This is a genomic window from Bacteroidota bacterium, from assembly GCA_018816945.1.
Classification (GTDB): domain Bacteria; phylum Bacteroidota; class Bacteroidia; order Bacteroidales.
In genome coordinates this window covers 140,656-166,196 of sequence record JAHIVC010000099.1, presented here as the reverse complement: position 1 = coordinate 166,196, position 25,541 = coordinate 140,656, and the positions used below count along the sequence as shown (strand labels likewise).

Here is a 25,541-nt window from a genome sequence, read left to right as displayed (position 1 = left end):
TATAAATGAAAGAAATTAAGTTAGCAAGCAGATACGCCAAAGCATTGTTTGACTTTGCCCTGGAACAAAATGTTCTGGAACAGGTTAAGGATGATATGCGATTAGTTATTTCCGTTTGCAAGCAAAACAGGGATTTCAGGTTGATGCTAAATAGTCCGATTATTTTTACAAAAAAAAAGGAATCAATTATTACTGAAATCTTTAAGAATCATATTCAAAAAATGTCTTATCACTTTCTTTTAATTATCACCCGAAAGAAGAGGGAACCATTAATTGAAGGTATTGCCACACAGTTTATTGAGCAGTATAAAGAATTTAAAAATATCACCACTGCCAAGCTTACTACGGCTGTGCATCTTGATCCGAACGTAAAGGAAAACGTGATTGCATTGCTTAAGGAACAAACCCAGGGTGAAATTGAATTAATAGAAGAAATAAAAAAAGAAATGATCGGTGGATTCGTCCTTTCTTTTAAAGATTTTCAGTACGATGCAAGTATTCGAAAACAAATTAAAGAATTGAGAAAAGAGTTTGGCACCAATCTATACATTCGAGGATTTTAATAAAGAAAAATAATATGGCCGAAATTAAACCTGCAGAAGTATCCGCTATTTTACGTCAGCAACTCGCTGGATTTAAAAGTGAAGCAGAATTGGAAGAAGTTGGTACCGTACTGCAAATTGGCGATGGGATCGCTCGCATTTATGGATTAAATAATGTTGGATCCGGGGAGTTGATTGAATTTGAAAAAGGGGGCCTAAGAGGTATCGTTCTTAATCTGGAAGAAGATAATGTAGGAGCTGTTTTATTGGGTGAAACAAGGGATATTAACGAAGGCGACAAAGTAAAACGAACCGGAAAAATCGCTTCCATCGACGTTGGAGAAGGTATGTTGGGCAGGGTAATTAATACGCTTGGTAAACCAATTGACGGTAAGGGTGAGATTAAAGGAAAGCTTTATAATATGCCGTTGGAAAGAAAAGCTCCGGGCGTAATCTACCGACAACCCGTAAACGAACCATTGCAAACAGGAATCAAGGCAATTGATGCGATGATTCCAATTGGAAGAGGGCAGCGTGAATTGATCATTGGCGACCGTCAAACAGGGAAAACAGCTATTGGCATTGATACCATCATCAATCAAAAAGAGTTCTACGAAAAAGGCGAACCTGTTTACTGTATTTATGTTGCAATTGGTCAAAAAGGTTCAACGGTGGCCAATATTTATAAAACCCTTGACGATCATGGTGCATTGCCTTATACCGTAATTGTATCCGCTACTGCATCCGATCCGGCAGCCATGCAATTTTATGCCCCGTTTACCGGTGCTGCCATTGGCGAGTATTTCAGGGATACCGGCCGACCGGCACTCGTAATTTATGACGACCTTTCAAAACAAGCGGTGGCTTATCGTGAAGTTTCATTATTGTTAAGAAGACCTCCCGGACGGGAAGCTTATCCCGGAGATGTATTTTATTTACACTCAAGATTACTCGAGCGGGCTGCTAAAATCATCAATTCGGATGAAGTGGCAAAGCAAATGAACGATTTGCCAGAAAGTCTTAAAGGTATTGTAAAAGGTGGAGGTTCGTTAACCGCGCTTCCGATTATCGAAACACAAGCAGGTGACGTATCTGCATATATCCCAACCAATGTTATTTCAATTACCGATGGGCAGATTTTTCTGGAAACAAACTTATTTAACGCGGGTATCCGACCGGCTATTAATGTCGGGATTTCCGTATCGCGAGTAGGTGGAAATGCCCAGATTAAATCGATGAAAAAAATTGCGGGTACGCTCAAACTTGATCAGGCGCAATACCGCGAACTAGAGGCTTTTGCAAAATTTGGATCTGAATTGGATGCAAGTACAATGGCTGTTTTGGAAAAAGGACAACGAAATGTCCAAATTCTGAAACAACCCCAATATTCACCATTAGCCGTTGAAAAGCAAGTTGCTATCATCTATTGTGGGACCAAAGGATTATTGAAGAAAGTTCCGGTTAAAAGTGTAATTGATTTTGAGACCGAATTTTTACATTTTCTCGAAACAAAACATCAGGAGGTGCTCGACAATTTAAAAGCAGGTAAATTGTTGGATGAAGATATCGGGGTTTTAGAAAAAGTTGCTGCTGAAATTTCGCACAAATACGAGAAAAAATAATTCAATAAAATCGTTAAGGTAGATGCCAAGTTTAAAGGAAGTTCGAACAAGAATAGAATCGGTTAATTCAACCAAGCAAATTACCAGTGCCATGAAAATGGTATCTGCTTCAAAATTGAGAAGGGCGCAGAATGCAATTCTTAAATTGAGGCCCTATGCCCTGAAATTAAACGAAATTCTTCAGAACCTGAGTAAAAGCATTGAGAACAGCGATGATGATGTTTATTCTCAGGTAAGACCCATTCAAAAAATATTGTTTGTGGTTATTGCTTCAAACCGTGGATTGTGCGGGGCTTTTAATGCCAATGTTATAAAAGAAGCAAACAGAATAATCCAAACAGATTATAAAAAACAATTTGACGAAGGAAATGTTTTCGTGCATTGTTTCGGCAAAAAAATAGTTGATTTTTATAACAATAGCACGTATAATGTTGTTGGTAAAGAAATCGATTTGTTCACGGATTTAAGTTTCGAAAATGTTGTGGCCATTGCAAAAAATATGATGGCAGATTTTGCAGCAAAAAATTACGATAAAATTATTTTGGTGTACAACCAGTTTAAAAATGCTGCCGTTTATCAGTTATCTACCGAGCAATTTTTACCTATTGTAGCTTCTGATACAGAAAATAAGGTAAAAGATTTGGCTACCGATTATATTTTTGAGCCGGATAAGGAAACGGTCGTAAAGGAGTTAATCCCTAAATCTTTGAAAATTCAATTTTATAAAGCCTTATTGGATTCTTATGCTTCAGAACATGGAGCCCGGATGACCGCTATGCATAAAGCTACCGATAACGCAATCGAATTATTAAAAGATTTGAAATTAAAATATAACAAAGCACGACAAGCTTCAATTACGAATGAAATACTCGAAATTGTAAGCGGAGCAGAAGCATTAAAAGGCTAAAAATATTTAATTTTGTAAAAAGAGGCCAGGATTTATTTAATTCATGCCTCTTTTCTTTTTAAAGCTTTTCGGTGATATTACTTATCATCGTCGTTTTTTCGTAAATTTGTTATCAGTTAATCTATAAAAAACGATAGCCATGATTAAAAATAATGTTGAAAAAGCAGTAAACGAACAAATAAAAAAAGAGGAATATTCTTCCAGATTATATTTGCAAATGGCCTCTTGGTGCGAGGTAAACGGGTTTAAAGGGGCAGCCGACTTTTTATATGCACAGGCAGAAGAGGAGCGCCTTCACATGCTCAAATTTGTTCATTATTTAAATGACAGGGGCGGACATGCCAAAATGATGTCGATGGAACAACCTCCATTTGAGTATAAAAATATCTCTGATATCTTTGAACAAGTGATGAAGCACGAAGAATTTATTACAGCTTCCATAAACGAAGTTTATGAAGTCACCCTAAACGAAAAAGATTATACTTCAGGAAGTTTCCTGCAATGGTTCATCAATGAGCAAATTGAAGAAGAAAGTACCATGAGTAATATTTTGGATAAAATTCGATTGGTAGGCAATGATAAGGCCGGATATTTTCATATTGATAAAGAACTTGAGGCAATGGCAGCCGCCCGACCTGCGCCAACTGCAGTTTAAGATTTCGTTCTTTTTACAATTTTTAAGCCAGCTCGAATTTTACGGGTCGGCTTTTTTAGTAAGTGGGGCTCTAATTGAGGTTTATGATATATTTTGGATAATATTACTGTTTTAATCTACCTAAAATTAAAGCTGTTGGTTGTTGGCTTTTAGCTTTTAGCCTTTCCAGAAGGCCAATTGCTAATGGCTAAAAGCGTTTAAATAAGAACGCGTGAAGAATCTAATTTTTAAACTAAAATTGTATAGCATACGCAACGCTTCGACACTTTTATACATCATATTGTTATACGTTTTTAAAATTTATAAATAAAAAAATATTGAAATGAAAAAATTAGTTTTAGCAGTCGTAATAATCTTATTTATTTTACCTGCATGTAATAAAAATGATAAATTTCCACAATGGTCAGGTATTGGAACGATCGAGAAATTAATTGCTTCTGCGGATGAATTTGTGATTATACTGGATGGAGGACAAAAATTGGTTCCCAATAAAGTAATTGTAAATAATGATTATAAGAATGGGGATCGTATTTTTGTTAAATATTCCATTACAAAAACCGTGGACGCGAATAATTATGAGGTCGACCTCTACGATATCGATAGAATATTGACCAAAAATATTATACAGCTTACTGCGAACATTAATGATAGCATTGGGAACGACCCTGTTTATATGAACAAGGAAAATATTTGGATTTCCAATAATTATATAAATTTTATTTTTAGCTATTATGGTGCCTATAAAATTCATCTGATAAACCTTGTAAAATTATATGAAAATACCCATACTGCAAATGGAAGATTGATTCTTGAATTCAGGCACAATTCGCATTCCGATTATTCAAATTATTTAATGAACGGAGTTGTTTCTTTCAATTTGGAAAGCCTAAAGGAAACCAATCTGGATTCAGTTCAGTTTGTGGTAAGAGTTAAAGAATATCATGAAACTTCATTAGAATGGGAAGGTACTTACATTTTTAATGATCCTTTAAAATCGACAAAAGGAATTGCCGTTTTGCCAAAAAATAACAATCATAGTCTGTTGTTCGGATATTTGAAATAGGAATCTAAAGCTATTGGCTATTAGCTATTGGCTATTAGCTATTGGCTGTTAGCTATAAAAAGTGTTAAAATTCTAACGTCTTACGTCTAATATCTAACGTCTAACGTCTTATAAAGAACTCACGTTTATAGCTTCTTTCTCTAATTTCCGGAACCATTCCTCACCAAATTTCCTGATCAAAGGATCTTTTAAAAATATATAAAGAGGTAATCCAATATCCCTGCCCTTTTTAAGGGCAGGATTGCAAATCGACCAATGATGGTAATTTACGGCCGTCAGGTCATTTAACCGATTAATTCTGACGGGATATAAATGACAGGAAATCGGTTTCTGGAAATCAATCTTTTTTTCGGACCAGGCCTTTTCAATGGCGCAATAGGAAATATTATTATTGAAATAAACAAACGCGCATTCACGATCGTTTACCAAAGGGGTAACAAAATTACCTTCGGCATCATAATCGAAAATTCCGTTAGCTTCAACTACTTCACGTCCCTTTTCAACCATGTATGGTTTGATATGGTCGATATAATCTTCAATGATGGAAATTTCTTCTTCTTCAAGCGGCGCACCTGCATCTCCTTCAACACAACACCCACCTTTGCAGGCTGCCAGGTTACAACAAAACTTAACCAGAATCAGGTCGTCCGATATAATGGTATCATCAATAAGTATCATTTGGCAAAAGTAAGTAAATTGGTTGATTGGTGAATTGGGATGGCGTCCCGATTAACGAATTTTTAAATTCATATATTTTTCTGTTCCTAATCCACCTTAACACGAAAAAACTTTACATTTTCAAATTTTTTATTCTGAGATTTCTCTCTTCGTTCGAAATGACAAAGAAATTAGATGCGGCATTCCATTTTCAAATTTTCAAATTAGCACACTTGCTTGCTGCAAGCAGGTTTTCAAATTAGCAACTTCGTTGGGAAACCATCCCAGCTTACTAATAAACTAATTTTCAAATTTTCAAATTAGCACATCATCAAATTATCTAACTTTGCACGATAAATTAACAGAAGAATAATTAACAATTAAAACCACAGGAGGACAACATGGCTTTCAATTTAAGGAACCGAAATTTTTTGAAATTATTGGATTTCACACCAAAGGAAATTAAGTTTTTACTCGACCTTTCAGCCGATTTGAAAAAAGCGAAATATGCAGGAACTGAAGTAGAGCGGTTAAAAGGTAAGAATATCGCATTGATATTTGAAAAAGCTTCAACCCGCACCCGCTGTGCTTTTGAAGTAGCTGCTTATGATCAGGGTGCGAAAGTTACTTATTTGGGGCCTTCCGGTTCACAGATCGGGAAAAAAGAAAGCATGAAAGATACGGCCCGCGTACTTGGGAGAATGTATGATGGAATCGAATATAGGGGCTATGGTCAGGAAATTGTTGAAGAATTGGGAAAATATGCAGGTGTACCTGTTTGGAACGGATTAACGAACGAATTTCACCCAACCCAAATTTTAGCTGATTTCTTAACGATGATGGAGCATTCTGACAAGCCACTATCTCAAATTTCATTTTGTTATGTTGGCGATGCCAAAAACAACATGGGAAATTCGTTGATGGTTGGTGCTGCAAAAATGGGAATGGATTTCAGGGCCGCTGCCCCAAAATCTTGCCATCCTGCCGAAGATTTGGTAAAACAATGCCTCGAAATCGCAAAAGAAACCGGAGCAAAAATAACCATTACCGAAAATGTTAATGAAGCGGTTAAAGGTGTTGATTTTATTTATACCGATGTTTGGGTATCAATGGGTGAACCCGATGAAGTTTGGGCAGAACGCATTAAATCGATGATTCCTTACCAGGTTAATAAACAAATGATTGAAAAAACAGGTAATCCAAATGTAAAATTTCTGCATTGTTTACCGGCATTCCACAATCGTGAAACTACCGTTGGTGAAGAAATTTATCAAAAATTCGGCGTTGATGGTATGGAAGTAACCGACGATGTTTTCGAATCAGAACGTTCGATTGTATTTGATGAAGCAGAAAACCGATTGCACACCATTAAAGCGGTGATGGTTGCCACGTTGGGGAGTTAAAACATTGGATTTACAATTGTAATACGGTTGTCATTTGATTGACATACAATGGGCACTTGGTTTTTACGGACATAGAGCGTAGTCGATGTGCCGTAAAAACCAAGTGCATTTATGTTCAAATTATCATTCTACCTAAACACGAAAAACAATCAAAATTTCAATGAAAAATTTAATCCATTCAATTATGATAAACTATTAATGCTTCGGTAATATTTGATGAATATTAATTTTATCAATATTCCTACAATCGGACTAAAAAGCATACTGATAAAAAATACCCATTCTGTTCCCAACTTACTATCTTTAGAAATATTTTCAGAAACAATTAAAGAGCCAATATACCAAAGGATAAATATAACAATGAAAATTAATTCATTCATTACGGGTTTCTTTAGAAATAAAAAATAAGCAAATAAACAACCGGGATCAAAATTCCAAGAATGGTCATCCAGGCGCCTCGTCGGGTTATTCCCTTAGGTCCTCTCACAATAAATAATCCGGTAATGGCAATAAGTATGAGCGCTCCGGAAAAAATATCCGAATACCAGGTCCAATATTTAATGGGATTATAATGCAGATAATTCATGGGCTTAAAAAACATCCTGCGTTTTATGTTTTCAAACAACCCTTTTCCGGTTTCTAAATCAACATAAAGGGTTCCGTCTTTTAAAAAAACTTTTAAATTGCTTTTTGAAGGAAAATAATGGTTTAAGTAATCATTTTCAATTTCATTCTCAGCCAATATATTTTTTATAAAGGTCTTATCTATATTTTCGCTTGGCTCAACTTGAATTTCTTTCGTTATAATTACATAATTAGGGTTCCAATCGCGCATGTGATTAATTGCTATCCCCGACAGGCAATAAATAATGGTCATTCCAAAAAAGAAATAGCCAAAATCCCGGTGAATCACCCGATTCCATTTTCTCCAATTAAAATTCATATTCAAAAACTTAACGTAATTTAAAATAAAAAGCCGGAAGATTTTCCGGCTTTAGGAATAACCATTTTTTATTCTTCTTTTTCTTTAGCTTTAATCATTTCATAATTTTTACAAACAATTGAATAGAAAGCCAAATAACCTTTTTCGTTTTCTGCTATTTGTTTTCTGTAGTTAGCGATGCTTTCGGCAGCAGCAACATGCTCTCCCATATCTGCGGCTTCACCCTTGCCAACTCCATGTCCGTCACCGGCACCTTCAGCGTTAGCCGACTTCAATTCGCTTTCCCATTTTAACAAATATTCTTCGTCAATAATAAATTCCTCAATTGTGCCCTCAACTTTTATAACACTTCCAACCAAATTTGTATTAAATGCAGCCATTGATTCATCGGGTGTAATTTTTACTGAAGCTTCAGATCTTTCTTCAACTAAAAACATTTTTTTACCTCCATGTTCACAAACATGATTAACCGTTCCGGTTAATGCAATTTCCTTGCCCACTAAATCAGCGGCCATAATATCAAAATCATCTACATGTAATTCTGTTATCGCAGCAAGCTCATCGGTTTCGCTTTCTGCCTTTTGTGTTTGATTTGCGCATGAAACAAATAATGCTGATATAAAAAATACAATCATAAACTTCTTAATCATTACTCCTCCTTTGTTAATTGTTTTATGTAATATTTAGAACTATTATTTTGCTACTTTTTTTCCTTTTACTACTCTTTGTTGAGCTCTTAAAATATAATCCTGATCTTTTTTAACCAGCAATTTGGCTTTTTCACTTCCCCGTTGAATCGTATAATTCTCGTTATCATAAACTATTTGGCCAAAATTTTTTAAATCCCGATTTACAAGCAACTCATAATATTTGCCATTAAAACCGGTTTTAAAAATAAGATATTTATTATCCCCGTCTTCAAAAGTCATATTTAACAAACCGTCTTCAACAAATTCGCAAGTGCCGGGTGTGTTTTTTTTAATTATAATACTGTTAATCAATTTTCCATTTTCAAATTTAATGGCACCATTTGCTATAGCGGCCGAATCATAAGGTAATACTCTCTTAAAAACTATTTTATTCGAATTATAAAATTGCACTTTACCAATTTCAAGATCATACTCATCCAGTTTAATTCTCATTTCATTGGTAAAATATATTTTATTCGAACATGAAGTAAATAAAAAAACAATTACACCTATAGACACAAAGTTTATAAAATACTTTTTCATCTTTTCCAATGATTGATTTATATAAAATCTTTAGTACGAATATTATTAAATAATGTTCAGTTTCTTAGATATATCCAGCATTTTTAAAATAGGTAACTTTGCTTTATTAATAAGTTCTTCTGATAATAATATTTCTGGTTTTTCATTTTTTAAACATAAATACAGTTTTTCCATTGTATTTAACTTCATATAAGGGCAATTATTACAAGAGCAGGTTTCATCTGTTGGCACAATAATAAATTCTTTATCAGGCGAATCTTTCTGCATTTGATGTAAAATGCCACTTTCTGTTGCTACAATATACTTTTTATTTGTGTCTGATTTTGTAAAATTAAGCATAGCATTTGTAGAACCAATAAAATCGGCCAATGCCAAGACCTGACCTTTACATTCAGGATGAGCAATTAATTTAGCATCCGGATGTTGAATTTTCAAATTAATAATAGCTTCGGTAGATAAAATATCATGTACCTCACAGGTACCATTCCATAATATCATCTTTCTACCCGAAATATTGTTAATATATCCTCCTAAATTTTTATCCGGTGCAAAAATAATTTTTTGATCTTTTGGTAACGAATTTACAATTTGAACCGCGTTGCCCGATGTGCAAATTATGTCGGACATTGTTTTTATTTCAGCTGAACAATTTATATAAGAAATTACCATATGCTCAGGATATTTTTTTTTAAAAAATTCAAAATCCCCTGGTGGACAAGAATCAGCTAAAGAACATCCGGCATTTAAATCGGGTAAAACAACTTTTGTGTATGGATTTAATATTTTTGCTGTTTCTGCCATAAAATGTACTCCGGCAAAAACAATTAACTTTGCATCAGTTGTTGTTGCTTTTTGTGCAAGGCCAAGACTATCACCCACAAAATCGGCGATATCTTGTATTTCCGGAATTTGATAATAATGAGCCAAAATTATCGCATTTTTTTCTTCTTTTAACCTATTTATTTCTTCAATTAATTTCATTTTTTTTTACTTAATCGAACATGATCGTTTCATAACAATGCAAAAATATATTTTTTAATGAACAGTGTTTTATATTTATAAGTCTTTATAATATATTATATAAATTTTAAAATAATTTTTATGGTAATTATATAGATTTGTTAATAAGACTAAAAAGTTTTTTAACTATAACTTGACAAATATATTTTTACAGTTTAATTAACATATTATAATGATGTATGTTTAATTCAGTTAATTGATAAATAAAAACTTATAATAGATATTAACAGTTGTTAATTTTTAATATTGTTAATAAAATGAGTTTAATTTTAGTAATATTTTAGGTTGATAATAGTATAATAAATTTTCAAAATTTTACCATATCTGTTAGTTTTATATGATTTGATTTTTGAATTGTTAATTACTGGTTTTTTGTTAGTTATTTAATAACAACAAACCATAGAAATGAACTTTTTTTTGTTCATAAATGACATCAAATTGAAAATTAGAATAGTAGAAAATCAAACTAAATTTATCAATTAATTAATAGGCTAATTATGAAGCTAATAATATTCATGCCTGATTTTTTAAGTACATTTGTAGATAATTGTTATTAACAATGATAAATAAGACAAGTACGATACCTATTGCTTCAGATCATGGTGGATTTGAAATGAAAGAATATTTAAAAAAGAAATTAATAGAAGCGGGTTATAATATAAAGGATATGGGTACGTACTCAAATTATAGTGTGGATTATCCTGATATGATTCATCCACTTGCTAAATCAATTAATGCCGGAGAATTTAGGTTAGGTATTATATTATGTGGTAGTGGAAACGGTGCTCAAATGACCGCTAATAAATATGCAAACGTAAGAGCAGGTTTATGCTGGACAGTAGAGCAGGCAAGTTTAATTCGACAGCATAACAACGCTAATATCATTTCTATACCAGGTCGTTTTGTTGAGGAAAAATTAGCACTTGAAATGGTGATTAAATTTCTTACAACCGACTTTGAAGGAGGACGACATCTTATCAGGGTAGAAAAAATTTCAAAAACAAATTAAATTGGACGCATATAATCTTTTTATTAAAGAATCAGGAATTAAAGCTTTCGATCTGGAACACAGAAGAAAGATTAATTTCAATATTTCAAAGTATGATTTTGCTGTTAGTAATGGAAAAAATCAATATAAAAACATTGAAAAAGCAAAAAACCGTGCCGGGTTCTTAAAATATAAAGTAATCAACGATCTGGATAAATATTTAATTCAGTTTGAAGATAAATTTACGGCCAATGGAGGGAAGGTAATTTGGGCACAGGATAAAAAAGAAGCACTTAAAGAAATTCTGGATATTGTTAAAGAAAACAAGATTAAAACTGTTGTGAAAACCAAATCAATGACTACCGAAGAAATTGATTTGAATGAAGCCCTTGAAAAGAAAAAAATAAATGCACTTGAAACTGACTTAGGAGAATATATTGTTCAGCTTGCCGGTGAAAAGCCATACCATATTGTAACACCTGCGATGCATAAATCGAAGGAAGATATTGCCCAACTTTTCAATGAAAAATTTAATACTGATTTGAATTCAAGCCCTGAGGAATTAACGGCTTTTGTAAGGAATTTATTAAAGGAAAAGTTTATTGAAGCCGACCTTGGCGTGAGCGGTGCAAATTTTTTAATACCTGATATTGGCGGAATTGCTCTGACCGAAAATGAAGGTAACGGAATGATGACTATGTCTTTTCCTAAAATACATATTGTAATTGCAGGAATTGAAAAATTTATACCTCGTTTTACAGATTTGGATTTGTTTTGGCCATTATTATCAACACATGGTACCGGACAAAACATTTCAGTTTATAATTCAATTGTAACCGGGCCTCGTAAAACAGGTGAAGTTGATGGCCCCAAAAAAATGTACGTCATTTTACTCGATAATAACCGAACAAATTTATTGGCCCAGGATCGTCAGCGAAGGGCATTGTCGTGTATTAAATGTGGTGCTTGTTTAAATGCCTGCCCTGTGTATAAGAATATTGGGGGCCATACTTATAATACAACTTATAGCGGCCCTATTGGAGCTGTGAGCAATCCTTTTTTACTTGATATGGAAGAATACAAACATCAAAGTTTTGCTTCTTCATTATGTGGAAAATGTACAGAAGTTTGTCCGGTAAAAATACCGCTTCACGAATTATTATTGGTAAATAGAAATGACTCTGTAAAAAGTAAATTTTACAGTGGTAAGGATAAGTTTTTTATCAAAGTTTGGAAAAGAACCATGTCAACCCGTAAGCGGATGGATATGTTTAGCGGAAATAGAAAAAACTTATTTATTAAAAATTTCTTTAAAAAGACATGGGGTACGCATCGCGAATTACCTAAAATTAAAGAAAAATCATTCAATAAAATGTGGAAAGAATCAAAGGACCACGAAACAGAATAAAAAAAAGCCGATACATTTCGGCTTTTTTTATTTATTATGCGATTAGAGGCTAATCCAACAATTCCGATATTTTTTTCCTTAATTCTTCAGCTCTTAAATTTTTGGCAATAATAATCCCTTCGCCATCGATTAAAATACTGTGAGGAATTGAATTAACACCATATAATTTAGCGGCAGCACTGTTCCAATATTTTAAATCGGATAAATGGTTCCATGTTAATTTATCAGCCTCAATAGCCTCAAGCCATTTGTCTTTGCTTTGATCAAGTGATATCCCGATAACGTCGAAGCCTTTGTCTTTATAATCATTATAAACGGCAACAACATTTGGATTTTCTCCCCTGCAAGGTCCACACCATGCAGCCCAGAAATCAATCAGGGTATATTTTCCTTTGATGAGCGATGAAAACTGAACAGGTACATCCTCGGTATTATTCATTGTAAAATCAATGTATTTTTTACCAATGGCTACCGATTGAAGTGTGGCTACTCTTTCTTTTAAAAGTTGAACATATACCGATGAATTGATTGAGGGATCAAATCCGGAAGCAATAGAATCGAGCTGAGTAAGTTCAAAATCATAATTGTTTTGATAAGCTATAAAAGAAGAAACAATACTTGCTTTATTCTCTGAAACATATTTATAAGTAAATTCAACTTGTTCAACCTGAATCGCTTCCATTTGTTTTTCAAGTTGTCCTTTTAATTCTTCATTTTGTTCTTGATCGGCCGTTCGGTAATCACCATATATTTTTCGAAGACGTTCATCAAAGATATTGAACTGCTTATTAAAAGCATCATATTCATCATGTGCCGGAGATCCGGTAATTATTGCTTGTCTCAGGCTATCTATATGACCGATAATATTAATATCTGCTGCTTCAACAAAAACCGGAATGCTTCCGCGCTTATCTTTAATGCCTATAGAATACATTTCGGCCATTTCGATATTTCCATTAAACAAAATTGGAGTAGCAGCATCAGCAGAATCAAGTTTTATCGTTTCACCGCTAACGCGTTTTTGTAAATATACAGTTCCTTCATTCAATCCTTGTAAATTTACACTGATTGAATAGGCTGTTTTTTTAGTTGGTTGCATTGTACAAGAGGCTACTGCCAGAATAATAAGTAATAAATAGAATAATTTTTTCATAGGACTTTTATTTAGTTTTAATTGATTGTATGCAGCTTGATAAATTGAAATATAGTATGCAAAGCTAATAAAAGCATAAATATATCAAAATCGAACTATTATTTTTTGCGCGAATAAAAAAGATATTGACTTATCAAAATCAGAATAATGGTAAAAACAGAACTTAAAATTGCATGTGTCAGGGTATTAAAAAAATAAGAGAATCTAAATATTTCAAGAAAAAACAAGGTAAAATGATGAATGAACACTAAAATACCGGTATAGGTTAAAAATGAATTGAATCCGATTTGTTTAATACTAATTTTTACATCGGGCCCAGGTTCTAGTTTTGGGATGACATACCTGATAAATACCGGTCTTAAGTAAGCTACCAATACTGTCGAAAAAATATTTATCCCAATCGAATGTGAAAAATAATCGATCACATAACCAAGAACAAATCCTAAAACCAATAATAACCACCTTGGTGTTTCAATCGGAAGTAATAAAATGAACAAGATATACACATATGGATTGATAAAACCCATAAGTTGAAATTGATTAAATACAAATATTTGTAATAATACAAGAATGATGAAGCGGAATAGATTGGTAACAATATGCCTAGTCATTTTCCACCTCCTTTTTTAATAAAAGCATTTCTTCCAGATGGGAATTTTGCACTGCATAAACATATTTTAAGCTGTTAAAATCAGTAGAAAACTTAATTACTGCTGAATTTAAACCGGATCCGGTAAGAGTATTGTAATTTTCTGCGACTCCAATCATAATTCCTTCGGGGTAGATTAAAGAATGTCCGGAAGTTATTATGGTGTCCCCAACGCGAAGATCAATATGAGACGGAATATCTGCCAGGGTGCCTCTTTGGTAGTCCATGTTGTCCCAAAGAATATTGGCCAGTTGATTGTTTTTTTTAATTTTAGCGCTAATCTTACTGTCTTTATGCAGCACCGACATTACAGAGCAGAAGTTTTCGGAAACAGCAACAACTGAACCAACAATTCCCTGATCTGATATGATAGGCATATCTATTTTAATCCCATGCCTCTTCCCTTTATCAAGCATCAGATAATTATCAGCCTTATGGATCGAATTAGAAATAACTTTTGCTACAATATATTGATAAATCGTATCGGGAGGTATTATTGTATAGTGTGTATTATTGATCTGAATAATCGAATTTTTAAGATAAGCGTTTTCCTGAACCAAGAATTCATTTTGTTTTTTCAAATCAAAATAATCAATTATGCCGGAATAGCTTTTATTAAGAGAACCTGAAAATTGGCTGGTACTATTGAGAATAACAGAACCGCTAAATGTTCTGTTTTTAGTCATTAAAACAATCGCGATGATTTCCAGAAATAAAAACAGAAAAAAGATATTGTTCTTCCTAAGAAAAGCAAATAAATATCGCATTTTTAGCTAGTTCATTAATGTAAAACTGTTAAAAGCACAGCTCTTTGATTACCTAATCAAGAAAGTAAATTTATCAAAATTTTTCAAAGCTATTCCTGTTCCACGAGCAACCGCCCTCAAAGGATCTTCGGCAACGTGAACGGGTAATTTGGTTTTTAGGTGCAGGCGTTTATCAAGCCCCCTTAACATAGAACCTCCTCCGGCAAGATAAATGCCGGTTCTGTAAATATCTGCTGATAATTCAGGTGGGGTCATTTCCAGGGCATTTAATACGGCCGCCTCAATTTTTGAAATAGATTTATCAAGTGCCCTTGCAATTTCTGCTGAATTAACTTTAATTTCTTTGGGTATCCCGGTTAACATGTCCCGTCCGTGAACCGCATAATCATCCGGTGGATTTTCGATATCAGGCATTGCTGCCCCTACTTCAATTTTTATTCTTTCAGCAGTTCGTTCTCCAATGATGATGTTATGTTGCTTTCGCATGTATTCTTCAATATCTGCATTAAAATCATCACCGGCAATTCTAATCGATTTATTGTTTACAATTCCTCCAAGGGCAATAACCGCAATTTCACTAGTTCCACCACCAATATCAATGACCATATTTCCGGTAGGTTCTAATACGTCAATTCCTATACCTATGGCAGCGGCCATTGGCTCATGTATAAGTTTTACATCTTTTGCACCGGCTTGTTCTGCCGAATCTTTAACTGCACGCTCTTCAACTTCGGTAATTCCCGAAGGAATACAAATAACCATCTTCAATGCAGGAGGGAACCAGGTTTTCTTGGTGTTAATCATTTTGATAAATTCCCTAATCATAAATTCGGCTGACTGGAAATCGGCAATAACACCATCACGCAATGGTCTAATGGTTTTAATGTTCTCGTGTGTTTTCCCGTGCATCATCATTGCCTTTTTGCCTACTGCAATAATCTTTCCCGTATTTCTTTCAATCGCCACTATCGAAGGTTCATCAACCACTACCTTGTCGTTATAAATAATAATAGTATTCGCAGTACCAAGGTCGATGGCGATTTCTTTTGTTAAAAATGAGAACAGGCCCATATTTTGTAATTTTAGAATGGTGAAAAATCAATCAGTTTTGTTAGTGTTTAAAATGCCGTATTCCTGTAAAAACCATCGACATTTTGTGTTCGTTACAAAAGTCAACAGAATCTTTATCCCTTACTGAGCCGCCCGGTTGCACAACAGCTGTGATCCCTGCTTTATGAGCAATTTCAACAGAATCAGCAAAAGGAAAAAATGCGTCCGAAGCCATCACGGCACCTTTTAAATCAAATCCAAAAGTTTCGGCTTTTAAAATTGCCTGCTTTAATGCATCTACCCTGGATGTTTGCCCAACACCACTTGCAATAAGCTGTTTATTTTTCACCAAAACAATGGTATTTGATTTTGTATGCTTAACAATTTTATTGGCAAATACTAAATCTTCTACCTCAGAGGTAGATGGACGAGTTGAGGTAACAGCCTCAAAATTATCGGCAATTTCGGTTTTCAAGTCTTTATCTTGAACCAAAACGCCATTTAATGCCGATTTAAATTGTTTTACAGGAAAATCAAACGCTTTCTTCTGTAAAATTATTCTATTTTTCTTAGATTTTAGTACTTCAAGTGCATTATTTTCATAGCCGGGAGCAAGAATTATTTCAAAAAATAATTTGTTGATTTCTTCGGCACTTTCTATATCAATAATCTGATTGGTAATTAAAACACCGCCGAAGGCAGAAATGGGGTCTGCAGCAAGTGTATCATTCCAGGCATTAACCAATGAATTTCGGCTTGCCAAACCGCAAGCATTGTTGTGTTTTAATATCGCAAAGGAGGGTTCTGAAAACTCAGCAATAAGATTTATCGCTGCATCAAGGTCTATCAAATTGTTATAAGAAACTTCTTTACCATGTAATTGTTCAAAAACCTCAGAAAGGTTTCCAAAAAACAATGCTTTCTGATGCGGGTTTTCACCATACCTAAGTTTACGATTTTCTGTAATGCTTTGTTTAAAAACCGATAGTTTTTGACTTTTATTAAAATATTTAAAAATAGCCGTATCGTAATGCGAAGAAACATTAAATGCATGAACGGCAAATTCTTTTCTGTCCTGCAAAGAGCTTTCGCCACCTTTTTCAATTAAAAGATTAAGTAAGTTTTTGTATTGTCCGACATTTGAAATAATCAATACATCGTTAAAGTTTTTCGCTGCGGCGCGAATTAACGAAATACCCCCTATGTCAATTTTTTCAATAATCTCTTGCTCGTCGGCTCCCGATGCAACTGTTTTCTCAAAAGGATAAAGATCTACAATGACCAAATCAATTTCGGGAATTTCATATTCAAGTAGTTGTTGTCTATCCCCATCCTGCTCGCGCCTACCCAATATTCCACCAAACACTTTTGGGTGAAGTGTTTTAACACGACCACCAAGTATAGAGGGATATCCGGTTAATGATTCGACGCTTGTTACATTTATACCCTGCTCCCGGATAAAGTCGAAAGTACCCCCCGTTGAATAAATATTTATTCCAAGCCCGTTTAATTTGTCAACAATCTCTTTTAATCCGTCCTTACTGTATACGGAAATTAATGCGTTCTGTATCTTTTTCAATGTATTAGCTATTTTAAAGATGAATTGCAATGTTATTAAAAATCAGCGCAATAAACAATTTAATTTAAGTTTATTTTAGGTTCTTAGTTTGCCATTTATTTTGTGACTGTGATAGATAATTTTAACGTGAATTCATCAGAAACAGTTACACGGCAGAATCGTTTCAGTGACCCCCAAGCTTTAGGTTTTTATATTATCTTTGAGATTTGATTTATTTTATAAATTGTTAATCGTTCGATAAAACCTAAAATTTAGGAACAATGATATTATTTAGACTTATTCGGGAAAGTTATTTATTCGCACTACAGGCTATCATAGTAAACAAAACCCGTACTTTTTTATCGCTATTAGGCATTACCATTGGAATTTTTTCCATTATTTCAATTTTTACGGTTTTTGATTCGATGGAAAGATCTGTTCATAAAACCATCGATTCATTGGGTGATAATGTATTATTTGTTCAAAAATGGCCTTGGGTTATGGATGGAAATTTCCCCTGGTGGAAATATATTCAAAGACCTGAACCCAAAATAAGCGAATTGGAAGAAATTCAAAAAAGAAGCAACACCATTCAATCTGCAGCATTTATGACTGCTGTAAACCGTACTTTGAAATATGGAACCAGAAGCATTGAAAACGCTACAATCATTGCCGGATCTCACGATTATGAAAAAGTAATGAGCTTAGACTTGCAAGAAGGTAGGTATTTCACCCCCATTGAATCGGCTGGGGGTAAACCGGTTGTTATAATCGGCAGTGATATTGCCGAACAGATGTTTGAAAATCAAGATCCTATTGGTAAAACATTAAAAATATTTGGTAGAAATGTTGAAGTAGTTGGAGTTACCGTTAAAGAAGGGGAAAATATTTTTGGAACCACCCCGGATGATCAGAGCCTTATACCATTAAATTTTATTAGAACAGTGATTGATTTACGCAGTGTTTCATCAAATATTATCGTAAAGGGTAAACCAAATATCAGCAATGATGAAATGCGCGATGAATTAACCGGCATATTAAGATCCTTGCATAAATTAAAGCCTTTAGAAGAAGATGACTTTTCTATAAACGAAACCGATTTAATATCTAAACAATTTGATAGTTTATTTGCTGTAATTTCAGCAGTTGGCTGGATTATTGGTGGCTTTTCACTACTGGTCGGGGGCTTTGGAATTGCCAATATCATGTTTGTATCGGTTAAAGAGCGGACCAGTCAAATAGGAATTCAAAAATCATTGGGAGCTAAAAACTACTTTATATTATTGCAGTTTTTATTCGAAGCTATTTTCTTGTCAATTCTTGGTGGGATGGCAGGTTTGCTCATCATTTTTCTTATGACTATTTTGGTGAACACACAGAGTCTATCATTTCAGCTTGTTCTTACTCTAAATAATATACTTTTAGGTGTTGGCGTTTCCGGTGTTATAGGTTTGGTATCAGGTTCAATACCCGCATATAATGCTTCTAAACTTAATCCGGTAGATGCTATGCGTTCAACCTTTTAGGTTTAACCACTTCAATTTCTGAAGGTTTAGGAATTGTTCCGGATAAAACCGAATTACTGATAGATCGTATATATCATTGATATTTGTGGAAGAAAGGATATCAATTGTTTAAAACCCGACATTAATAATGCAGTCATAATCCCTATCTTTATATCAAGATTTAATACTATGGAAAAACGCTGGGTTATAAAAGAAAGAGGTGATGAAGAAAAAATCAAAAAACTGGCTCAGGTATTAAGTATTACTGACGATATTGCTAACCTGCTTGTTCAAAGAGGAATTTATACTTACGAGCAATCCAAATATTTTTTTCGTCCTCAGCTAGCCCATTTACACGACCCCTTTTTAATGAAAGATATGGATAGGGCCATTGAACGAATAGAAAAAGCCCTTGCAAATGATGAAAACATTTTAATTTATGGCGACTATGATGTGGATGGTACAACAGCGGTTGCATTGGTTTATACCTATTTTAAATCATTTTATAATCGCATCGATTTTTATATTCCAGATCGGTATTCAGAAGGTTATGGAATCTCTTTTCAGGGAATTGATTATGCTGATAAAAATGGATTTTCATTAATAATTGCTTTAGATTGCGGTATTAAGGAAATCGAAAAAGTTGCTTACGCCACCTCAAAAAATATTGATTTTGTGATTTGTGATCATCATCGTCCGGGTGATGAACTTCCGGCCGCCTGTGCAATTTTAGATCCTAAAAGATCGGATTGTAATTATCCGTTTAATGAATTATCAGGGTGTGGGGTTGGGTTTAAACTCGTACAGGCTTTTGAGAAAAAAAACAATGTTACTCCATTGGATATTTTCGATCTGCTGGATCTTGTTGCAGTGAGTATTGCCGCAGATATTGTACCCGTAACCGGCGAAAACAGAACCCTTGCATACTATGGTTTGAAGCAAATAAATTCGTTTCCCCGGCATGGTATTGAGGCAATATTAAAATACAGTAATGTTAAAAAACAGAGTGAGGTCGATTCGGATCAGTTTTTTAACAGAGAATTAACCATAAGTGATTTGGTTTTTTTGGTTGGTCCTCGGATCAATGCGGCAGGGCGAATTAAAAATGCCCGAAATTCCGTTGAATTATTAATTTCGGACAATGGAGCTTATGCGACTGAATTGGCCGAAAAAATAAATTCATTAAATACCGAAAGAAGAAACCTGGATTCGTCGGCAACCCAACATGCACTTGAATTAATAGCTTCGAATAAAAACAATCCGAATTTAAAAAGTACAGTTGTTTATTATCCTGAATGGCATAAGGGAATTATTGGTATTGTTGCTTCACGACTAACTGAATATTATTACAGGCCAACCATCGTATTTACAAAATCGAAAGGTTTAATTACCGGATCAGCACGTTCTATTAAGGATTTTGATGTATACGATGCCATTGATCATTGTAGTGATTTATTGGAGCATTTTGGGGGCCATAAGTATGCTGCCGGCTTATCCTTGCAGCCTGAAAACCTTGAATTATTTACGGTGCGTTTTGAAAAATACGTAAGCGATAATATCAGCGAAGAAATGCAGGTTCCTGAAATTGAAATTGATGCTTTGCTCAGCTTAAATAAAATTGATACTAAGTTTTACCGAATATTGAAACAGTTTGCTCCATTTGGCCCGGGAAATATGTCTCCAACATTTAAAGCAGATGAAGTTGTGGATGCGGGCTTTTCTAAAATAGTTGGGGTAAATCATTTAAAATTAAATGTGATCCATCAATTGATTTCGGGACTCCCATTTCCTGCCATTGCATTTCAGCAAGCTGAATATTTCGACCACATCCGAAGTGGACTTCCGTTTGATATTTGTTATCACATTGAGGAAAATGAATGGAACGGAAATGTTAAGCTTCAGTTAAACATTAAGGATATTAAAGTAAGGGAGTAATCATTGATCGGCTTAGACTAAAAAACAATAATTGCTTTGATTATCAAAAATAATCCAAACAATACCAAACCTATACCTGCCATCCGATTAATCCATACCATAATGTTTGGGGTAAGGAACCGCTTAATTTTGTAGGAAGCAAAACATTTGAGAATATCAGTTGATAAAACGGTTAACAGGGTCGCAGTAAAGAAAATATACAAAGAGCGGACATTTGCCTCGTAATTAGCAGTTATTCCCACTACTACACCCATCCAAAATATCCAAACAAAAGGATTGGCAATATTTAGAAAAAACCCTTTAAAAATGTAAGTCCCGATCCAGGGTGTTTTGGTATTAAAATCCACACCATTTTTAAGTTGTGACTGACGGGTATAGGTAACAATACCAAAAATGATAAGCACAATACCGCTTACAATCCCGAAGGCAAGGCCGTTTTCCGGTTTTGAGATGATCTGAATGGCTCCCAAAAAACAAAGTGCCACCAATACAAGATCGCTCAAAAAAATACCAATTGCAAGCAATAATCCCGATAAAAATCCACGATGAATGGTAGTCTGTAGCAATGCAAATAATGCAGGTCCAAAACCAAAAAAAATAGCTAATGTTAATCCTAATATTACTCCGTCAATTAATGGACCCATTTATATCGCTTTGGCTTGAGTTAGTAAATATTCTTCCCATGCCTTAAGTTTGTCGTTTTTAAGAACACGAGGAAATTTGTGTGCACCCCCTTCTTTTCCGTGAATTTTCATCCAATTTTGAAAGTATTCAAGCGGGTAAATTTCTATATATACTTCTTTTATGGCTTCAATTCGTTCTACCCTGTAATCATCATTCAGTTTTTTTAAATAACAATCAATTTTCTCTTTAGCAATCATAGGATCTAGCGCATCGTTAGTTCCAAGAAACCATTTATGTGCAAAAAGTGAACCGTAGCGAATTCCGGCAACAGTAAATTCGTTGATCTCAACATTTAATTCGTCCTGAAGCATTTTAATTGCGCGGTTCATATTTTCCTGAGATAAATGTTCTCCACAAATACTAAGGAAGTGTTTTGTTCGGCCTGTTATAACAATTTCTTGATTTTCGATTGAATTAAACCTAATTGTGTCACCAATTAAATATCTCCACGATCCTGCGCAAGTACTTAATAAAAGCGCATATTCTTTTCCTTCTTCAACCTCATTAATGGTTAGCGCTTGTGGGTTTTCCTTAATATTCCCTTCGTAATCGAAATTTTTATCATTAAACGGAACAAATTCAAAAAACAAACCACGGTCTAATACCATATGCATGCCCTTTGAGTCCAATCTGTTTTGATAGGCAACATATCCTTCCGATGCCAGATAAGATTCAATATAAATGATCGGTTTTGAAAAAAGTTTTTCGAAGCTTTTTGTGTAAGGTTCAAAAGAAACGCCACTATGTGCATAAACTGATAAATTTGGCCATATGTCATGGATGGTTTTCAGATTATAGCGAGAAATAATTCTTTCTAAAATTATTTGAATCCATGCCGGAACGCCAACAATGATCCCAATATCCCAGTCTTTGGCTTTTTTTACAATTTCTTCAAGTTTAGTGGCCCAGTCATGTTCTTTTGAAATTCGCTTCCCCGGTTTGTAAAAATGCTGAAACCAAAACGGAATATTTCCAGCCTGAATTCCCGAAAGATCTCCCTCGTAATAAGTGCCGTTATAATTTAAATGGGTGCTTCCGCCAATGGCCAACATTCCTTTTTCATAAAAGTCGATCGGGAAATTGTAATGAACCATTGATACAAGTTGACGAATACTGGTAGTTTTGATGGCACGGATCATGTCGGAGGTAACAGGGATTTGCTTACTTGAAGCCTCTGATGTTCCTGATGTCAAAGCAAAATACTTCACCCTGCCAGGCCAACTAACATATGATTCGCCGTTTAGAGAACGATACCACCACTTGCGAAACATTGCATTATAATCGAAAACAGGAACCCGTTCTTTGTATGCTTTTATGATATCATCCTGCTTTAATATCTCTCGAAATTTGTAATGCTCTCCAAAAGCGGTATGTTGAGCTTTTTTTAATAGTTTATACAACACCTTCTTTTGAGAAGTCTGCGCATCAGTTTTACCCTTCATTTCGAAAGGGATATTACGAAGCTCGTAAGCTTTCTTAATAATGGCTCCCAGTATTGGCATATGTATCTAATAATAAATTGTTGAGTAAAATTAGAAAAATTTACCATATTTTATATCTTCGTTTAACAATGGTTGCAAGATTTAAAAAACTTATTAAAAAAACAGGCCTCTTTTTTGGAATTTTAATTATTCTTTTTGGCTCTTTTCTGATCTTTATCAGCCTGAAAGATTACAGTCCGCCTGATTTTATGCCTTTGATATTTAATCAAATCAATGTTTCTCAAATTGAAAACGATACAACTTTTTCAGTTATCTCTTGGAATATTGGTTATAATGGTTTAGGCAAGGAAATGGATTTCTTTTATGATGGTGGACAACAAGTAAGGACCAGCGAAAAATTAAGTCTAAAATATTTGAAAAATAATTTTTCGTTCATTGAAAAGATCGACTCAGTCGATTTTTGGTTTTTTCAGGAAGTTGATCTGCATTCGAAGAGAAGTTATTTTGTGGATCAAATGCAAAAACTTACTGAATCGTTGGGCGCATACAATAGTGCAAGGGCAATCAATTATTCGGTAAGTTGGGTTCCGGTCCCATTACTTAATCCAATGGGAAAAGTTGAAGCAGGAATGATGAGTTTTTCGAAGTATGCACTCATTGAAGCTTGCAGATATGCTTATCCCAATATCGCATCCTGGCCCGATAATTTATTTTTATTAGATCGCTGTTTTATCTTGACCAGATTTTTGCTCCCGAATGATAAACATCTGGTACTTCTAAATACCCATAATTCTTATTATGTCACCAATGATTCCCTTAGGAAAATAGAATTGGATGTTATTCGCGAGAAAATGTTGGAAGAATTCAGTGCTGGAAATTATGTGATTGCTGGAGGAGATTGGAATCGGCTTCCTGCCCGATTTAATAATGATTTTCATGGAGATTTGGCGAAGCTTCAAGTATCTATGCCTTCTTTTACGGACGACTTCCTACCTGAAGAATGGGTTTGGGCCTACGACAGGTTGCAATTTACAAATCGTGAATTAAATTTCCCTTACGATGAGCTCGAAACTAAAAAATCGAGTATTGATTATTTTATTGTATCGCCCAATGTTGAGGTTGTTGAAAATTTTGTGTTTAACCTGAAATTTGAAAATTCTGACCATAATCCAGTTTATCTTAAATTTAGATTAAATGACCTTTATATTCATAAAACAGATCAGCGGTAATTCCGTCGGCAAATAATTTACCATTGTCAGTTAACAGTAATATGTTTCCGATCATTTTAAGTTTTTTGGAATCCAGATGAGGTTTTGCCGAATTTTTGCAGTGTTGTTGAAACTCTTCACCGAAAACAGTTGAAATATAGTCCAGGTTGCAGCCCCATGATGTCCTGATTGAGGTCATTACATACTCATTGTATTTCTGCTGTGTAGTTAAAATTTCTTTTTCATAAACTACGGTTTTCAAATCGTCCAGTTTAAGGTACTTACTTAGTGAAGAATAATTCCATTGGCGTGATATGCCATTGTACGAATGTGCCGAAGGGCCCAACCCTAAATAGTTTCCCCCCGACCAATAGAGACTGTTATGTTTTGAATTATACCCGACTTTGCTGAAATTTGAAATTTCATATTGAGTAAAATCATGGGTTTTTGTTAGTTCAAGTAAAATACGGAAATGATCGACCATATTTTGCTCATCTATTCCAGCAATTTTATTTTTTGTAATTAAAACATGCAAAGGTGTATTCGGCTCAACGGTTAACGCATACGCCGACAAATGCGGAAGTCTATAATCAAAAAAAAGATTAAGGTTCTTTATCCAATTTTCTGAGTTTAAAGTTGGGATTCCATAAATCAGGTCGATGGTTAAGTTTGTAAACCCGCTTTTTAAAGCTCCTTCAATTGCCCGATGGGCTTGCGTTGCACTGTGTACCCGATTCAAATACTTTAAATCCTCATCATGAAAAGATTGAACCCCGATACTTAATCTGTTAATTCCCGCATCTATCAACTCTTTACTTTTGTCTTCGCTTAAGTCATCCGGATTTACCTCAAGGGTGTATTCGGCATTTTTACTGATATAAAAAGTGTTCTTTAACTTTTGAATAATATGCTCAATTTCTGCTCTTTTTAATAAAGAAGGGGTACCACCACCAAAATAAACGGTCAAGATTTCCTCACCCAATAAATAATCTTTCTGTTGGCCTATTTCAAGTTGCAATGATTTTAAGAATTCATCTTTCTGATTATTCGAAACACTGGAAAAGAAATTACAATAATGGCATTTTTGTTTACAAAAAGGAATGTGAATATAAATGCCGGCCATAATTGTTTTTTAGGGTTGAGGGAAATG

The 25,541-nt window shown here is 34.3% G+C and carries 25 protein-coding genes; 11 read left to right on the top strand and 14 right to left on the bottom strand.

Annotation, left to right across the window (positions count from 1 at the left end):
- Window positions 1-5: 5 nt before the first annotated feature.
- The 5 genes from atpH (at window position 6) to KKG99_15005 (ending at window position 4,789) form a co-directional block, all read left to right on the top strand.
- A complete protein-coding gene (atpH, locus tag KKG99_15025; protein MBU1014310.1) occupies window positions 6-563 on the top strand; it encodes an ATP synthase F1 subunit delta in 558 nt (185 codons plus the stop codon).
- A 14-nt stretch (window positions 564-577) separates the two neighbouring features.
- Window positions 578-2,164, top strand: coding sequence for a F0F1 ATP synthase subunit alpha (atpA, locus tag KKG99_15020; protein ID MBU1014309.1), 1,587 nt, complete (start codon window positions 578-580; stop codon window positions 2,162-2,164).
- Between the two features lie 22 nt (window positions 2,165-2,186).
- Window positions 2,187-3,071, top strand: coding sequence for an ATP synthase F1 subunit gamma (gene atpG, locus KKG99_15015; protein MBU1014308.1), 885 nt, complete (start codon window positions 2,187-2,189; stop codon window positions 3,069-3,071).
- A 139-nt stretch (window positions 3,072-3,210) separates the two neighbouring features.
- Entirely contained in the window at window positions 3,211-3,726 is a 516-nt protein-coding gene (locus tag KKG99_15010) for a ferritin (GenBank protein MBU1014307.1), read from the top strand.
- Window positions 3,727-4,048: 322 nt separating this feature from the next.
- On the top strand, window positions 4,049-4,789 hold the full coding sequence (locus KKG99_15005) for a NigD-like N-terminal domain-containing protein (protein MBU1014306.1): 741 nt from the start codon (window positions 4,049-4,051) through the stop codon (window positions 4,787-4,789).
- A 108-nt stretch (window positions 4,790-4,897) separates the two neighbouring features.
- Here the strand turns inward: KKG99_15005 and KKG99_15000 are convergent, their stop codons facing one another.
- The gene (locus KKG99_15000; GenBank protein ID MBU1014305.1) at window positions 4,898-5,467 is read right to left on the bottom strand and encodes a DUF3109 family protein; all 570 of its coding nucleotides are present in this window, start codon (window positions 5,465-5,467) and stop codon (window positions 4,898-4,900) included.
- Between the two features lie 380 nt (window positions 5,468-5,847).
- Between KKG99_15000 and KKG99_14995 the strand changes: the two genes are divergently transcribed.
- The gene (locus KKG99_14995; protein ID MBU1014304.1) at window positions 5,848-6,849 is read left to right on the top strand and encodes an ornithine carbamoyltransferase; all 1,002 of its coding nucleotides are present in this window, start codon (window positions 5,848-5,850) and stop codon (window positions 6,847-6,849) included.
- Between the two features lie 182 nt (window positions 6,850-7,031).
- Here the strand turns inward: KKG99_14995 and KKG99_14990 are convergent, their stop codons facing one another.
- From KKG99_14990 to nadA, 5 genes are all read right to left on the bottom strand, one after another.
- Window positions 7,032-7,229 (bottom strand): hypothetical protein, encoded by a 198-nt coding sequence (locus KKG99_14990; GenBank protein MBU1014303.1) that lies wholly within the window; start codon window positions 7,227-7,229, stop codon window positions 7,032-7,034.
- A gap of 11 nt (window positions 7,230-7,240) precedes the next feature.
- A complete protein-coding gene (locus KKG99_14985; protein ID MBU1014302.1) occupies window positions 7,241-7,792 on the bottom strand; it encodes a PepSY-associated TM helix domain-containing protein in 552 nt (183 codons plus the stop codon).
- Window positions 7,793-7,860: 68 nt separating this feature from the next.
- Window positions 7,861-8,442: a hypothetical protein gene (locus KKG99_14980; GenBank protein MBU1014301.1), complete on the bottom strand. Its 582-nt coding sequence runs from the start codon at window positions 8,440-8,442 to the stop codon at window positions 7,861-7,863.
- Between the two features lie 42 nt (window positions 8,443-8,484).
- Window positions 8,485-9,024, bottom strand: a complete 540-nt coding sequence (locus tag KKG99_14975) for a hypothetical protein (GenBank protein ID MBU1014300.1) — start codon at window positions 9,022-9,024, stop codon at window positions 8,485-8,487.
- 45 nt (window positions 9,025-9,069) lie between these two features.
- Window positions 9,070-10,005, bottom strand: coding sequence for a quinolinate synthase NadA (gene nadA / locus KKG99_14970; GenBank protein ID MBU1014299.1), 936 nt, complete (start codon window positions 10,003-10,005; stop codon window positions 9,070-9,072).
- Window positions 10,006-10,603: 598 nt separating this feature from the next.
- Here nadA and KKG99_14965 point away from each other — a divergent pair.
- Entirely contained in the window at window positions 10,604-11,053 is a 450-nt protein-coding gene (locus KKG99_14965; GenBank protein MBU1014298.1) for an RpiB/LacA/LacB family sugar-phosphate isomerase, read from the top strand.
- 1 nt (window position 11,054) lies between these two features.
- Window positions 11,055-12,440, top strand: coding sequence for an iron-sulfur cluster-binding protein (locus tag KKG99_14960; protein ID MBU1014297.1), 1,386 nt, complete (start codon window positions 11,055-11,057; stop codon window positions 12,438-12,440).
- Window positions 12,441-12,489: 49 nt separating this feature from the next.
- Here the strand turns inward: KKG99_14960 and KKG99_14955 are convergent, their stop codons facing one another.
- The 5 genes from KKG99_14955 to purH all read right to left on the bottom strand — a co-directional run bounded on the left by KKG99_14955 (window position 12,490) and on the right by purH (window position 17,650).
- Window positions 12,490-13,593 carry an AhpC/TSA family protein gene (locus KKG99_14955; GenBank protein MBU1014296.1) on the bottom strand — a complete coding sequence of 368 codons (1,104 nt, stop codon included), beginning with the start codon at window positions 13,591-13,593 and terminating at the stop codon, window positions 12,490-12,492.
- 98 nt (window positions 13,594-13,691) lie between these two features.
- Complete coding sequence (mreD, locus tag KKG99_14950; protein MBU1014295.1) at window positions 13,692-14,204, bottom strand: rod shape-determining protein MreD; 513 nt, start codon at window positions 14,202-14,204, stop codon at window positions 13,692-13,694.
- On the bottom strand, window positions 14,197-15,009 hold the full coding sequence (gene mreC / locus KKG99_14945; protein ID MBU1014294.1) for a rod shape-determining protein MreC: 813 nt from the start codon (window positions 15,007-15,009) through the stop codon (window positions 14,197-14,199). Before mreC ends, mreD begins: the two co-directional genes overlap by 8 nt.
- A 48-nt stretch (window positions 15,010-15,057) precedes the next feature.
- Window positions 15,058-16,080 carry a rod shape-determining protein gene (locus KKG99_14940; GenBank protein ID MBU1014293.1) on the bottom strand — a complete coding sequence of 341 codons (1,023 nt, stop codon included), beginning with the start codon at window positions 16,078-16,080 and terminating at the stop codon, window positions 15,058-15,060.
- A gap of 40 nt (window positions 16,081-16,120) precedes the next feature.
- Entirely contained in the window at window positions 16,121-17,650 is a 1,530-nt protein-coding gene (gene purH, locus KKG99_14935; protein MBU1014292.1) for a bifunctional phosphoribosylaminoimidazolecarboxamide formyltransferase/IMP cyclohydrolase, read from the bottom strand.
- Window positions 17,651-17,898: 248 nt separating this feature from the next.
- On the opposite strand from purH, the gene KKG99_14930 reads away from it, so the two are divergent.
- A complete protein-coding gene (locus tag KKG99_14930; protein ID MBU1014291.1) occupies window positions 17,899-19,143 on the top strand; it encodes an ABC transporter permease in 1,245 nt (414 codons plus the stop codon).
- Between the two features lie 168 nt (window positions 19,144-19,311).
- A complete protein-coding gene (recJ, locus tag KKG99_14925; protein MBU1014290.1) occupies window positions 19,312-21,057 on the top strand; it encodes a single-stranded-DNA-specific exonuclease RecJ in 1,746 nt (581 codons plus the stop codon).
- A gap of 17 nt (window positions 21,058-21,074) precedes the next feature.
- Here the strand turns inward: recJ and KKG99_14920 are convergent, their stop codons facing one another.
- Window positions 21,075-21,701, bottom strand: coding sequence for a LysE family translocator (locus KKG99_14920; GenBank protein MBU1014289.1), 627 nt, complete (start codon window positions 21,699-21,701; stop codon window positions 21,075-21,077).
- Window positions 21,702-23,243, bottom strand: coding sequence for a GH3 auxin-responsive promoter family protein (locus KKG99_14915; protein ID MBU1014288.1), 1,542 nt, complete (start codon window positions 23,241-23,243; stop codon window positions 21,702-21,704).
- Between the two features lie 20 nt (window positions 23,244-23,263).
- Here KKG99_14915 and KKG99_14910 point away from each other — a divergent pair, with 20 nt between their 5' ends.
- Window positions 23,264-24,412 (top strand): endonuclease/exonuclease/phosphatase family protein, encoded by a 1,149-nt coding sequence (locus KKG99_14910; GenBank protein MBU1014287.1) that lies wholly within the window; start codon window positions 23,264-23,266, stop codon window positions 24,410-24,412.
- On the opposite strand, the gene hemW is transcribed toward KKG99_14910, so the two are convergent.
- A complete protein-coding gene (gene hemW, locus KKG99_14905) occupies window positions 24,369-25,514 on the bottom strand; it encodes a radical SAM family heme chaperone HemW (protein MBU1014286.1) in 1,146 nt (381 codons plus the stop codon). The two genes, KKG99_14910 and hemW, sit on opposite strands and share 44 nt — an antisense overlap.
- Window positions 25,515-25,541 lie beyond the last annotated feature (27 nt).

What these genes read in the sequence shown, in the direction of transcription:
- atpH (MBU1014310.1), top strand. Translation starts at nt 6, where the DNA reads ATGAAAGAAATTAAGTTAGCAAGCAGATACGCCAAAGCATTGTTTGAC.
- atpA (MBU1014309.1), top strand. Translation starts at nt 578, where the DNA reads ATGGCCGAAATTAAACCTGCAGAAGTATCCGCTATTTTACGTCAGCAA.
- atpG (MBU1014308.1), top strand. Translation starts at nt 2,187, where the DNA reads ATGCCAAGTTTAAAGGAAGTTCGAACAAGAATAGAATCGGTTAATTCA.
- KKG99_15010 (MBU1014307.1), top strand. Translation starts at nt 3,211, where the DNA reads ATGATTAAAAATAATGTTGAAAAAGCAGTAAACGAACAAATAAAAAAA.
- KKG99_15005 (MBU1014306.1), top strand. Translation starts at nt 4,049, where the DNA reads ATGAAAAAATTAGTTTTAGCAGTCGTAATAATCTTATTTATTTTACCT.
- KKG99_15000 (MBU1014305.1), bottom strand. Translation starts at nt 5,467, where the DNA reads ATGATACTTATTGATGATACCATTATATCGGACGACCTGATTCTGGTT.
- KKG99_14995 (MBU1014304.1), top strand. Translation starts at nt 5,848, where the DNA reads ATGGCTTTCAATTTAAGGAACCGAAATTTTTTGAAATTATTGGATTTC.
- KKG99_14990 (MBU1014303.1), bottom strand. Translation starts at nt 7,229, where the DNA reads ATGAATGAATTAATTTTCATTGTTATATTTATCCTTTGGTATATTGGC.
- KKG99_14985 (MBU1014302.1), bottom strand. Translation starts at nt 7,792, where the DNA reads ATGAATTTTAATTGGAGAAAATGGAATCGGGTGATTCACCGGGATTTT.
- KKG99_14980 (MBU1014301.1), bottom strand. Translation starts at nt 8,442, where the DNA reads ATGATTAAGAAGTTTATGATTGTATTTTTTATATCAGCATTATTTGTT.
- KKG99_14975 (MBU1014300.1), bottom strand. Translation starts at nt 9,024, where the DNA reads ATGAAAAAGTATTTTATAAACTTTGTGTCTATAGGTGTAATTGTTTTT.
- nadA (MBU1014299.1), bottom strand. Translation starts at nt 10,005, where the DNA reads ATGAAATTAATTGAAGAAATAAATAGGTTAAAAGAAGAAAAAAATGCG.
- KKG99_14965 (MBU1014298.1), top strand. Translation starts at nt 10,604, where the DNA reads ATGATAAATAAGACAAGTACGATACCTATTGCTTCAGATCATGGTGGA.
- KKG99_14955 (MBU1014296.1), bottom strand. Translation starts at nt 13,593, where the DNA reads ATGAAAAAATTATTCTATTTATTACTTATTATTCTGGCAGTAGCCTCT.
- mreD (MBU1014295.1), bottom strand. Translation starts at nt 14,204, where the DNA reads ATGACTAGGCATATTGTTACCAATCTATTCCGCTTCATCATTCTTGTA.
- mreC (MBU1014294.1), bottom strand. Translation starts at nt 15,009, where the DNA reads ATGCGATATTTATTTGCTTTTCTTAGGAAGAACAATATCTTTTTTCTG.
- KKG99_14940 (MBU1014293.1), bottom strand. Translation starts at nt 16,080, where the DNA reads ATGGGCCTGTTCTCATTTTTAACAAAAGAAATCGCCATCGACCTTGGT.
- KKG99_14930 (MBU1014291.1), top strand. Translation starts at nt 17,899, where the DNA reads ATGATATTATTTAGACTTATTCGGGAAAGTTATTTATTCGCACTACAG.
- recJ (MBU1014290.1), top strand. Translation starts at nt 19,312, where the DNA reads ATGGAAAAACGCTGGGTTATAAAAGAAAGAGGTGATGAAGAAAAAATC.
- KKG99_14920 (MBU1014289.1), bottom strand. Translation starts at nt 21,701, where the DNA reads ATGGGTCCATTAATTGACGGAGTAATATTAGGATTAACATTAGCTATT.
- KKG99_14915 (MBU1014288.1), bottom strand. Translation starts at nt 23,243, where the DNA reads ATGCCAATACTGGGAGCCATTATTAAGAAAGCTTACGAGCTTCGTAAT.
- hemW (MBU1014286.1), bottom strand. Translation starts at nt 25,514, where the DNA reads ATGGCCGGCATTTATATTCACATTCCTTTTTGTAAACAAAAATGCCAT.